Below are 11,881 nucleotides of genomic sequence, written 5' to 3'. Positions count from 1 at the left end.
GGGCCGGCGGGGCCCCCCCCGCTCCGGGGGCCGCCCGCGGCCCCCCCGGGGCGGCCGCCCCCGCGCGCCGCGGGCCGGCCGGCCGCCCCGCGCCGGGGGGGGGCCCCCCCGCGGCCGTCTGGGCGACAGCTCGTACGGCATGTGCAAGCAGGAGCGTCGACACGGACGCCGCGAACGCAGACTCGGTCGCGAGCGCGGTCGCAGGAACGGGCGCAGAAGTGGATGCGGGCACGGGAGTACGGGCGGGCGCGCGCGCGAAGGCACGGGCACGGGCGCTCGTCGCGCCCCCGCCCCCCCCCCGCTCGCGGACACCGCTCCACCGTCATCGCTCCCTGTCGCCCCTCACCCGTCGTTCCGTCGCCCTGCCGGCTCCGCCGCTCGTCGCCCGCCGGCTCAGGAGGCTGCCGACAGCGGCTCCAGGGACCAGACACGCTCGGTGCGCAGCGGGCCGCGCCAGGCCATGAACGGGCCGTGGCCCACGCCGAGCGTGGCTAGCTGCGAGCCGTAGCACTGCACGGCGAGCCGCTTGGCCGACCACTGGTCGTCGTCGAGCTTGACCTCGTACCGCCGGGTGAGCCGGTAGCGGTCGGTCAGGCTGCGGAAGGACGCGCCGCGCTCCTCCTCGGCGGCGAGCACCGCCTCGGCGTCGTCGGTGTGCCAGCCCGCGGAGTGCCCGGTGTACGGCTGGTCGGCGTAGATCAGCGGCAGGGCAGCGCCCTGCTCGGCGCGGGTGCGCAGCACCTGTTCGCGGACGAGTGCGTGGTGGTCCTGGCGGGTGCCGAGCGGGGCCAGTACGTCGGTGTCGACGGGGAGCTTGCGCAGCCACTGGTCGAGGTGGCCGAGTTCGGAGGGGTCGCCGTACGGGCCGTCCGGGTGCGGCAGCGTGATCTGTGCCACGCCCACCATCTGGAGGGCCTGGGCGTCCTCGATCACCCGGGCCCGGTGGGCCTCGTGCGGGGTGCCGAATCCGCAGTCCGCGTCCCAGGAGGAGACGGTCGCCTCGGGCCCGGGCGCCCCGCCGTACGCGGTGACGACCACGACCGGCCCGGGGAGCTGCGGTATCACGGCGGCCAGCGAGAGTACGGCGTCGTCGAAGTGCGGCGAGATCACGACGGTGCCCCACGGGGGCGCGCCGGGCGACGTGGTCGCGGCTGCGGACGCTGCGTTCTCGGGCATGGACTTCGGGTCCTTCCTGGTGGGTCCTGCGCTGGGTGACGGACGGAGGTCGGGCGGTACGGGGGGGTACGACCGGGGCGGTCGCACGGGGTACGGCGCGGAGCAGTGCCACGGGCCGGCGTCTGACGCGCGCCCGAGGCGCTGCCAGACCCCGCGGCGCGAGGGGCGGGACTGCCGGACCACGACGGGCGCCGACCACCACGGACGAACGAGACGAACGAGACGAGCAAAACGAGCGGGGAGAGCGGGACCAGCGGGACGAGTGGAACAGCCGTGAGGGGACAGGACAGCACCCCGAGGTGGGGCGCGGCCACCGTACGTCGGGGGGGCGGCCGCCCCCCCCCCCCCCCCCCCGGGGGGGGGGGGGGGCGGCCCCACCCCCCCCCGGGGCGCGCCCCGGCCCCCCCGGGCGACCCGCGGGGGGAGGGCGGGCCCCGGGGCCGGTGGGTCACCGCCGGGAGGGCCCGGGCCCCCCCCCCGGGGGGGGGGGCGCCCACGGTAGGGGGGGGGCGCCCCGACCCCGTCGCGCCCCAATCGTGCGGATAGCTGGCCATACCCTACGACCGGCGGGGCGCCGCCGGGAACGGCCGAGGCCGGCGAATGAGGGCTGGTCACGCACGACGGACCGGGTGGGGACCCACGGTGGCTACCGCTCCGCGCCGCCCGGCACCCGGCCGCATGCACGTCTGAGCCAGTTCCCGCAAGGGCGCATGCCCCGGGCCATCGCTTTCCGGCCAACTCTTCGGTCGCTCGGGAGGCCGATCCGCGCCCCAGCCTTCCGTACCGGGGCGGCATGAAGGTCGGGGCGGGAAGAGGGTTCCCCTGCGCCGCCCGAGCGGGCCAGTATGTGCGCCTGCCGACCGACGACCGGTGCGGCACAGGCGAGCGGAAGGGACAGTTCAGCGGGCCCGCGACGCCCCACCCATCGAGCCCGTACCGCCGATCGCGATACGCGCGTGACGGGTGAGGTCGGAGGGAAGGATGATCCGGTGTCGGCGAGGACGGACGGCGTCGCCGCGTGACGAGCGAGCGCGGAACAGACGTCGACAGCGATGTCGTCAGCCCGCGGCACCACCACGATTTCGAGCACGTTCAGGTCCCATCGCAGGCGTGGGGAAGCGGAGTTGAACCAGATGCAGGTGATCGTACGAGCCCCCGGAGAACTGGTCCAGACCACACCAGGCGGACCGCCCCCGCCCGCGCCGTACCCGGCTGCCGCCGGCACTCGGCCACCGATCGCGGTCGGCACGGGCGCGGACGCGGGCGTGAGTGGGAGCGCGGACGCGGGTGCGTACCGGGGCATGGCCACAGGCGCGGCCACCGGCGCGGGCATCGGCGCGGACCCGAGCGCGGCCACGGTCACTGACCCGGACCCGGCCATCGACCCCCGTGCCGGCGCGGTCACAACCCCCCGTACCGGCGCAGGCCCGAGCGAGGTCGCGGTGGGCTCGGCCGACGATTCGACGGCTCGCGTGGGGAGGCGGGCGCTGTGAGCACACCCACCGCACGGACCGTCTCGCCGCGGACGGTTCTGATCTGGACCGGCGTCGCACTCGTCGGCGCGCTCGGCTGGGCCATGCTCGCGCTTTCCAGGGGCGAGGAGGTTTCCGCCGTCTGGATGGTGGCGGCGGCCCTCGGCTCGTACGCCATCGCGTACCGCTTCTACTCGCGGTTCATCGTCACCAAGGTGCTGCGCGTCGACAAGTCGCGGGCCACCCCCGCCGAGCGGCTCAACGACGGCGTCGACTTCCACCCGACCGACCGCCGGGTGCTGCTCGGCCACCACTTCGCGGCCATCGCGGGCGCGGGCCCGCTGGTGGGGCCCGTGCTGGCCGCGCAGATGGGCTATCTGCCGGGCACCATCTGGATCGTCGCCGGCGTGATCTTCGCGGGCGCCGTGCAGGACATGGTGACGCTCTTCTTCTCCACGCGCAGGGATGGCAAGTCGCTGGGACAGATGGCGCGCGAGGAGATCGGCCCGATCGGCGGCGCTGCGGCGCTGATCTCGGTCTTCATCATCATGATCATCCTGCTCGCGGTGCTCGCGCTGATCGTGGTGAACGCGCTGGCCGGCTCGCCGTGGGGCACCTTCTCCATCGCGATGACCATTCCGATCGCCCTCGGCATGGGCTTCTACCTGCGCGTACTGCGACCCGGCCGGGTCACCGAGGTCTCGCTGATCGGCATCGTGCTGCTGCTCGCCGCCATCGCCGGCGGCAACTGGGTCGCCGAGTCCTCCTGGGCCGACGCCTTCACGCTCGACCACAGCACGCTGGTGATCTGGCTGGTCGCGTACGGGTTCATCGCCTCCGTACTGCCGGTGTGGATGCTGCTTGCACCGCGCGACTACCTGTCAACGTTCATGAAGATCGGCACGATCGCCCTGCTGGCGGTCGGCGTGGTGGTCACGCTGCCGAACCTCAAGATGGACGCGGTCACCGACTTCGCGGGCCGCGGTGACGGGCCGGTCTTCGCCGGGGCGCTGTTCCCCTTCGTCTTCATCACCATCGCCTGCGGCGCGCTCTCCGGCTTCCACGCGCTCATCTCGTCCGGCACCACGCCGAAGATGATCGAGAAGGAGACGCAGGTACGGATGATCGGCTACGGCTCCATGCTGATGGAGTCGTTCGTGGCCGTGATGGCGATGGTGGCGGCGTCGATCATCGACCCGGGGCTGTACTTCGCGATGAACGCGCCGGCCGGCGTGGTCGGCGACACCGTGCAGGCCGCGTCCGACGCGGTCGCCGGCCTCGGCTACACCATCTCCCCCGACCAACTGGCGGCAGCCGCCAAGGCCGTGGAGGAACAGTCGCTGCTCTCGCGCACCGGTGGCGCGCCCACCCTGGCCGTCGGCGTGTCGGAGATCTTCTCCGATGTGATCGGCGGTGAGGGGATGAAGGCGTTCTGGTACCACTTCGCGATCATGTTCGAGGCGCTGTTCATCCTCACCGCGCTCGACGCGGGCACCCGGGTCGGCCGGTTCATGCTCCAGGACATGCTGGGCAACGTCTACAAGCCGTTCCGCGACGTGAGCTGGAAGCCCGGCGCCTGGATCGCGAGTGCGCTGGTGGTGGCGCTCTGGGGGTACTTCCTCTGGGTCGGCGTGCACGATCCGCTGGGCGGCGTCAACCAGCTCTTCCCGATCTTCGGCATCGCCAACCAGTTGCTCGCCGCCGTCGCGCTCGCCGTCTGCACCACGCTGCTGGTGAAGTCGGGCCGGCTCAAGTGGGCCTGGGTGACGGCCGTCCCGCTGGTCTGGGACGGGGTGGTGACGCTGACCGCGAGCTGGCAGAAGGTCTTCTCCGGCGACCCCAAGGTGGGCTTCTTCAGCCAGCGCGACCGCTACCAGGACGCGATCGACGCGGACAAGGTGCTGCCGCCGGCCAAGAACATGGACGAGATGCAGACGGTGGTCACCAACTCGACGGTGGACGGCGTGCTCTCGGCGCTGCTCGCCGTGCTGGTGGTCATCGTGATCGTGGACGCGCTGCGCACCTGCGTCCGGGCCGTCCGCAACCCGGAGACCAGCAGGCTGCACGAGGCGCCGTACGTGAAGTCGCAGTTCGTCGCCCCCGCCGGGCTCATCCCGACCCGCGAGGAGAAGGCCGAACTGGCCGCGGCTGCCGCGAGCACGGGCACGGGCGGCGAGCCGGAGGCGGCGGGCGCGGGGCGGTCCGACTGACGGACGGGCGCGCCGCCGGCTGAAGGGGCACCCGTCCGCGCCCGATGCGCCGGTGGGTACGGGGCGCCGCCCGCGCCCGGGGCGCCGGTGGGTACGGGGCGCCGCCCGCGCCCGGGGCGCCGGTGGGTCACGGGGCACAGCCGGGTCCGAGGCACCCGTGCCTTATGGGGCACAGCCGGGTCCGAGGTGCCGATGGGGCTGGGGTGCCGATGAGTACGGGCCCCGGGCCCGGGGCGGCCCCCGGCGCGTGACCTACGGCACGGACGGCGGCACCCTGGAGGTGGGGCCGGCGTCCGCGCCGGGCCCGTACGCCAGGACAGCGCACGAGGACGGCGAACCAGGACACCGAAGACGGGGCCGGGCCGCTCCCGCACTACGCGGGCCCGGCCCGGTCCGGGAGCCCGGGCGCCCCGGAGCCCCGGGAATCCAGGAGTCCGGGGCTCCGGGCAGGAGTCCGGTATTTCGGGAAGGAGAAGCCCACATGATCACCCGCACCGCACGCCGGGCCGCGCACTGGGGGCGCCGGATGCGCTGGTACGTACGCGAGTTCACCGGCGAGAGCACGTACGACCGGTACGTGGCGCACGCCCGCCAGCAGCATCCCGGGCGGGTCCCGGACAGCCGCGCCGAGTTCGAACGGCGCCGGATGGACGAGCGCGACGCCGACCCCCGGGGCGACTTCCGCTGCTGCTGAGGGCCGGGGCGGCAGGCGGCACCCGTGCAGCGCCGACGGGCCCGCGCCGCCCCGGGCCCCGCCGCCCGGGGCCCCACCCCACCCGCGCGACCCGTACGGGCCGTACTGGCCGTACTGGCCGTACTGGCCGTACTGGCTGTCCGGCCAGCCCTGCCCGTACGGCCATCGCGCCGTACCGCCCGCGGAACTACGGAGCCACGGGCCCGCCCCACACCCAGCGACGGGGCCAGCGTCCCGCGGAGCCCCTACGGAGCCAACGGAGCCGGGGCGTCCCGACGCGAGTCACGGGGCCGCGGCTCCAGCGCGCTCACCCCCTCCGGTGCCGTGCGAACAGGTCGGTCGCCGCATTGGTGTCACCCGGCACCAGGTGGTCGTCGGCGGAGCCGAACACCACCGTGCGCGCGTGGGCGTCGGTGAGGTACGCGTCCGGTGGGGTGGTCGACTGGGTGCCGTCCGTGCGCAGGGAGAGCCGTTCGACCTCGCCGGTGCGCAGGTCACGGGCGAAGAGGTCGTCGACCCCGTTGGTGTCGCCGGGCACCAGGTTGCTGGCCCCCGAGACGAAGACGAGGGTCTTGCCGTCGCCGCTGAACTGGCCGAACAGGGAGTCGCCGGCCGCCGCGCCGCCCCCAGGCGCGCGGCTGACCCGCTCCGTCGTACCGCGCTTCAGATCGCGCAGGAACAGGTCGAAGGCCCCGTTGGTGTCGCCCGGCACCACCACGGCCGACTTGCTGGCGAACAGCGCGAAGCGGCCGTCGGCGCTGAGCGCGTGGGTGGTGGCGCCGATCTCGGCGCCGTCCTGCATCACGCTGGCGGCCACGGTCCGGCCGGTGCCCAGGTCGTGCACGTACATCGGCTCGAAGCGCGGCTTGCGCGGTGCGCTCAGCCCGGCGCCGGGCCCCGAGCCACGCTCGCCCCAGAGGTCCTGGGGGTGGCTCCGCGGCGGACCCGGGCGGCCGGCGCGCCCCGCAGCCTCCACCACCCCGGCGTCCCCCACACCCGTCACGGCCCCGGCGTCCCCAGGCCTCTCCGCTCCCGGCCCCTCCGCCGCCGGACCGTCCATCGCCAGGCCGTCCGCCACCGGACCGTCCGCACCGGCATCCGCTCCGGCGTTCCGCCCCCCGCTCGCCCCCGCGCCCGGCCCCGGGTCGCCCACCGGGGAGCGGGAGATGAAGCCCACTTGCCGGCCGTCGGCGCTGAGTACCGGCCGGGCCGCCGCCCGGGGTGCCTGGGCGCCGTCGCTGGTGACGTTGGCGCGCCGGATGGTGCCGTCAGTGCGGTCGAGCGCGAAGATGTCGGCGACCCCGTTGGTGTCGCCCGGCACCAAGTCGGCGCGGACCGACTGGAACGCCACCACCCGCCCGTTCGCACTGATCACCGGCATCTGTAGGCCCTTGTCCGGTTGCGGGTTGGGCGGCAGCAGCCGCTCCGTGCGGTGGGTGCGCCGGTCGTGCAGGAACAGGTCCTCCTGCCACGGCTGGTCGGGCGGCAGGTCCCTGCGCCAGGCCGCGAAGGCGAGCAGCATCCCGTCGGCACTGGCCGACACGTCGGAGACCTCCCACTCGGGGCCCGTCAACGCCAGCCGCTCGACCCGCCCGGTCGCCAGGTCGCGGACGAAGGTGTCAGAACGCCCGTCGGTGTCGCCGGGCACCACCTGGTCGGCGTCGGTCGTGAAGGTCAGCCAGCGGCCGTCCGTGCTCAGCGCGTACCCGTAGGACTCGCGCGCCAGTTGGCCGCCGTCGTGCGCCAGGCTCACCCGCTCCGTGCCGGGCGCGCCGGGCGCCCCGTGCCACGCCCTCGCCCCGTGCTGCCCGCCGGCCGATGCCGCCGCGGTCGATGCCACCGCGGTCGATGCCCCTGCGGTCGATGCCGCCGCGGCCGGTCCGGCCAACAGCCCCGCGGCTAACCAGGCACAGGCCGTCCCCGCCAGCGCCGTACGCGTTCTCGCTCGGGTGTTGCGCATCCCGATTCCCACCCCTTCGCCTGCCGATGTCCGCCGTCGTCCGTGAACGGCGTGCGACGCACCCAACTCCGCTCCGGGGCGGGGGTCAACACACCAGGACTGTGGCAAGCCACCAATGCGCGACCCGCCGGCCGAACCGTTCCGGCCCGTGATGACGGGCCCGACGGGCCGCCAACGAACACCACGCATTAGCACATCCGTACGGGATTCCTTCCCATCCGACACAAGATGTGGGGGCGCATGCCCGGGCCAACACAAGATGTATGCTCATCCTCGCTGTCGCCGCAGGGGAATCCGGTGGAAATCCGGAACTGTCCCGCAACGGTGTACGTGTGCCGTTTTGCGCGCCGTGAGTCCGAGGACCTGCCGACAGTACGCCCATGGCCCGGGGTGCCGCCCCGGCCGCCGGGCGTCGTATTCGTCCGGGCCCCGCGGGTTGGGCCGGTGGACGCTGCGTGGCATGCCGAGACCGCGGTCGCGGCCTGCCCCGCGCGTGCCGCCCCGCCCCGCGTGGCCCCTTGCCGAGCGAGGGAGAGCCACCCCGTGACCATCGCGCCTGCGGACCCCGTTTCACGCGAGTCCGTGCCCGTGTCAGCGGCCGAAGGAGCCGGGACCGCACTGCTGCGGGTCCTGACCGACCTCACCGCCGACCTGCCCGCCACCGACCCGGGGAAGGTCGCCGCCGCCGCGCTGCGCGGTCGCCATCCCGGCTCGGACGAGGCGGAGTTGCGCTCCCTGGCGACCGAGGCGGCGGCCGGTCTGATCGCCGAGGAGCCGCAGTACTCGCGACTCGCCGCGCGGCTGCTCACCCGGGCCGTCGCGGAGGAGGCCGCCGGGCAGGGCGCGGTCTCCTTCTCCGCCTCGGTCGCCGTCGGTCACCGGGAAGGGCTCATCGCCGACGAGACGGCGGAATTCGTACGGGTGCACGCCGCACGGCTCGACGCCCTCCTGGCGGAGACCAACGCCCGCGTCGACGGCGCGTCCGGCGTGGGCCGGGCCGACGACCGGTTCGGCTACTTCGGACTGCGCACCCTGCACAGCCGCTACCTGCTGCGCCACCCGATCACCCGGCAGGTCATCGAGACGCCGCAGCACTTCCTGCTCCGGGTGGCCTGTGGCCTCGCGGACGGCGCCTCCGAGCAGGCGGTGGCGGACGTCAGCGAGTTGTACCGGCTCACCAGCTCGCTCGCCTACCTGCCCAGCTCCCCCACGCTCTTCAACTCCGGCACCCGGCACCCGCAGATGTCCTCCTGCTACCTGCTGGACTCGCCGCTGGACGAGCTGGACTCGATCTACGACCGCTACCACCAGGTGGCCCGGCTCTCCAAGCACGCCGGCGGCATCGGCCTCTCGTACTCCCGCATCCGCTCCCGCGGTTCGCTGATCCGCGGCACCAACGGGCACTCCAACGGCATCGTGCCGTTCCTGCGCACGCTCGACGCCTCCGTCGCCGCGGTCAACCAGGGCGGTCGCCGCAAGGGCGCGGCCTGCGTCTACCTGGAGACCTGGCACGCGGACATCGAGGAGTTCCTCGAACTGCGGGACAACACCGGCGAGGAGGCGCGCCGGACCCACAACCTGAACCTGGCGCACTGGATTCCGGACGAGTTCATGCGCCGGGTGGAGACGGACGCCGACTGGTCGCTGTTCTCGCCGGCGGACGCGCCCGACCTGGTGGACCTGTGGGGCGAGGAGTTCGACGCCGCGTACCGGGCGGCGGAGGCCGCGGGCAAGGCCGTCAAGACCGTGCCGGCGCGGGTGCTGTACGCGCGGATGATGCGCACCCTGGCGCAGACCGGCAACGGCTGGATGACCTTCAAGGACGCCGCCAACCGGACCGCCAACCAGACGGCGGAGCCCGGCGCGGTCGTCCACTCGTCCAACCTGTGCACCGAGATCCTCGAAGTCACCGACGACGGCGAGACCGCGGTGTGCAACCTCGGCTCCGTCAACCTCGCCGCCCACCTGCGCGATGACGTACTGGCCGGCGGCGTGCCGGACGGGGCGGACCCGCTGGACGCGGTGGACTGGGAGCGCCTGGACCGCACCGTGCACACCGCGGTGACCTTCCTCGACCGCGTGGTGGACATCAACTTCTACCCGACCGAGCAGGCGGGTTCCTCCAACGCGCGCTGGCGGCCGGTGGGCCTGGGCGTGATGGGCCTCCAGGACGTCTTCTTCCGGCTGCGGCTGCCGTTCGACTCGCCCCAGGCCAAGGAGTTGTCCACGCGCCTCGCCGAGCGGATCATGCTCGCCGCGTACGAGGCGTCCGCCGACCTCGCCGAGCGCCCGCGCACCGGTGCGGACGGCGCCACCGACGCGGCCCCGGTCGGCCCGCACCCGGCCTGGGCGGCCACCCGCACCGCACGCGGCGTGCTGCACCCGGACCACTACCCGAGCGCCACCGCACACTGGCCGCAGCGCTGGGACGCGCTGCGCGCCAAGATCGCCAAGACCGGCATGCGCAACTCGCTGCTGCTGGCCATCGCGCCGACCGCGACCATCGCCTCCATCGCCGGCGTGTACGAGTGCATCGAGCCGCAGGTCTCCAACCTCTTCAAGCGCGAGACGCTGAGCGGGGAGTTCCTCCAGGTCAACGCGTACCTGGTGGAGGACCTGAAGAAGCTGGGCGTCTGGGACGCGCAGTCCCGGGACGCGCTGCGCGAGGCGAACGGCTCGATCCAGGACTTCGGTTGGGTGCCGCAGGAGGTGCGCGCGCTCTACCGCACCGCCTGGGAGATCCCGCAGCGCGCCCTGATCGACATGGCCGCCGACCGCACCCCGTACCTGGATCAGAGCCAGTCGCTCAACCTCTTCATGGCCTCGCCCACCATCGGCAAGCTCAGCTCGATGTACGCGTACGCCTGGAAGCGCGGCATCAAGACCACGTACTACCTGCGCTCGCGCCCGGCCACCCGGATCGCCCACTCGGCGCGCGGCGCGGAGGCGGCGGCCAGCGCGCCGGCGCCGGTGCCCGCCCAGCAGGCGGCCGTCGAAGCCGACGCGATCGCCTGCTCCCTCGAAAACCCCGAATCCTGCGAGGCATGCCAGTGACCAGCCCGGCCACCACCCCGGCCACCCCGGCCCCCGACGCCGCGGCGAGCGAGACCGCGGGCGAGGCGGTCAAGGTGCGGAAGAACCTGCTCGACCCGGGCTTCGAACTGACCCTGCGGCCGATGCGCTACCCGGACTTCTACGACCGGTACCGCGACGCGATCAAGAACACCTGGACCGTGGAGGAGGTGGACCTGCACTCCGACGTCGCCGACCTCGCCAAGCTCTCGCCGGGCGAACAGCACCTGATCGGCCGGCTGGTCGCGTTCTTCGCCACGGGCGACTCGATCGTCGCGAACAACCTGGTGCTCACCCTCTACAAGCACATCAACTCGCCCGAAGCGCGGCTCTACCTGTCGCGGCAACTCTTCGAGGAGGCCGTGCACGTCCAGTTCTACCTGACGCTGCTCGACACCTACCTCCCCGACCCGGACGACCGTTCGGCGGCGTTCGCGGCCGTCGAGAACATCCCCTCGATCCGCGAGAAGGCGCAGTTCTGCTTCAAGTGGATCAACGAGGTGGAGAAGCTCGACCAGTTGGAGAGCAAGGCGGACCGGCGCCGCTTCCTGCTCAACCTGATCTGCTTCGCCGCCTGCATCGAGGGCCTGTTCTTCTACGGGGCGTTCGCCTACGTGTACTGGTTCCGCTCCCGCGGCCTGCTGCACGGCCTGGCCACCGGCACCAACTGGGTCTTCCGTGACGAGTCCATGCACATGGAGTTCGCGTTCTCGGTGGTGGACACGGTCCGCGAGGAAGAGCCCGACCTCTTCGACGAGGAGCTCGGCCGCGAGGTCACGGCGATGCTGGAGGAGGCCGTGGAGGCCGAGTTGCAGTTCGCCCGCGACCTGTGCGGCGAGGGGCTGCCCGGCATGAACACCGAGTCGATGCGCGCGTACCTGGAGTGCGTGGCCGACCAACGACTGCGCCGCCTCGGCCTGCCGGCCCGCTACGGCTCGGAGAACCCGTTCGCCTTCATGGAGTTGCAGAACGTCCAGGAGCTGACGAACTTCTTCGAGCGCCGCGCCTCGGCCTACCAGGTCGCGGTGGAGGGCTCGGTCTCCTTCGACGACGAGTTCTAGGCGGGGGCGCCTCCTGGCGCGGGGTCCAAGCGGTCCGCTTCTCGGCCTATCGGAGCGGGCCGCTTCCCCTGCGCAGGGGGTGGGGCGAGGCGCTCCCCGGAGCTGGGGGGGGGGGGGGGGGGGGGCGCCCCCCCCCCCCCCCCCCCCCCCCCCCCCCCGCCCCCCCCCCCCCCCCCCCCCCCCCCCCCCCCCCCCCCCCCCCCCCCCCCCCCCCCCCCCCCCCCCCCCCCCCCCCC

7 protein-coding genes, 1 pseudogene and 1 riboswitch are annotated in these 11,881 nt (G+C 73.7%); of the genes and pseudogenes, 5 read left to right on the top strand and 3 right to left on the bottom strand.

All coding sequences use genetic code 11. From position 1 onward, the window contains the following. Positions 1-393: 393 nt before the first annotated feature. Positions 394-1,176 carry a PIG-L deacetylase family protein gene (locus AAHZ94_RS17630; RefSeq protein WP_349993876.1) on the bottom strand — a complete coding sequence of 261 codons (783 nt, stop codon included), beginning with the start codon at positions 1,174-1,176 and terminating at the stop codon, positions 394-396. A 1,301-nt stretch (positions 1,177-2,477) separates the two neighbouring features. On the opposite strand from AAHZ94_RS17630, the gene AAHZ94_RS17625 reads away from it, so the two are divergent. From AAHZ94_RS17625 to AAHZ94_RS17615, 3 genes are all read left to right on the top strand, one after another. Beyond that, positions 2,478-2,669, top strand: a complete 192-nt coding sequence (locus AAHZ94_RS17625) for a hypothetical protein (RefSeq protein ID WP_349993875.1) — start codon at positions 2,478-2,480, stop codon at positions 2,667-2,669. Next, positions 2,666-4,858 (top strand): carbon starvation CstA family protein, encoded by a 2,193-nt coding sequence (locus AAHZ94_RS17620; protein WP_349993873.1) that lies wholly within the window; start codon positions 2,666-2,668, stop codon positions 4,856-4,858. Before AAHZ94_RS17625 ends, AAHZ94_RS17620 begins: the two co-directional genes overlap by 4 nt. Before the next feature lie 481 nt (positions 4,859-5,339). Next, positions 5,340-5,552 (top strand): CstA-like transporter-associated (seleno)protein, encoded by a 213-nt coding sequence (locus AAHZ94_RS17615; protein WP_349993872.1) that lies wholly within the window; start codon positions 5,340-5,342, stop codon positions 5,550-5,552. Between the two features lie 307 nt (positions 5,553-5,859). Here AAHZ94_RS17615 and AAHZ94_RS17610 read toward each other — a convergent pair whose 3' ends face one another. Continuing rightward, positions 5,860-7,512 (bottom strand): TolB family protein, encoded by a 1,653-nt coding sequence (locus AAHZ94_RS17610; protein WP_349993871.1) that lies wholly within the window; start codon positions 7,510-7,512, stop codon positions 5,860-5,862. Positions 7,513-7,775: 263 nt separating this feature from the next. Then, positions 7,776-7,897: riboswitch (cobalamin riboswitch) on the top strand. Between the two features lie 158 nt (positions 7,898-8,055). On the opposite strand from AAHZ94_RS17610, the gene AAHZ94_RS17605 reads away from it, so the two are divergent. Together AAHZ94_RS17605 and AAHZ94_RS17600 are read left to right on the top strand one after the other, a co-directional pair. Then, positions 8,056-10,566: a ribonucleoside-diphosphate reductase subunit alpha gene (locus AAHZ94_RS17605; RefSeq protein ID WP_349993870.1), complete on the top strand. Its 2,511-nt coding sequence runs from the start codon at positions 8,056-8,058 to the stop codon at positions 10,564-10,566. Next, entirely contained in the window at positions 10,557-11,645 is a 1,089-nt protein-coding gene (locus AAHZ94_RS17600; RefSeq protein ID WP_502964700.1) for a ribonucleotide-diphosphate reductase subunit beta, read from the top strand. The genes AAHZ94_RS17605 and AAHZ94_RS17600 overlap by 10 nt, the downstream gene beginning before the upstream one ends. On the opposite strand, the pseudogene AAHZ94_RS17595 reads toward AAHZ94_RS17600, so the two are convergent. Then, positions 11,642-11,881, bottom strand: a pseudogene (locus AAHZ94_RS17595) (hypothetical protein); the annotation flags it as partial. The gene AAHZ94_RS17600 and the pseudogene AAHZ94_RS17595 overlap by 4 nt on opposite strands.

The organism is Streptomyces sp. HSW2009, from assembly GCF_040240285.1.
Lineage (GTDB): Bacteria > Actinomycetota > Actinomycetes > Streptomycetales > Streptomycetaceae > Streptomyces.
Note: the sequence above shows the minus strand (reverse complement) of the source record. Positions and strands in the feature narration are given on the sequence as shown.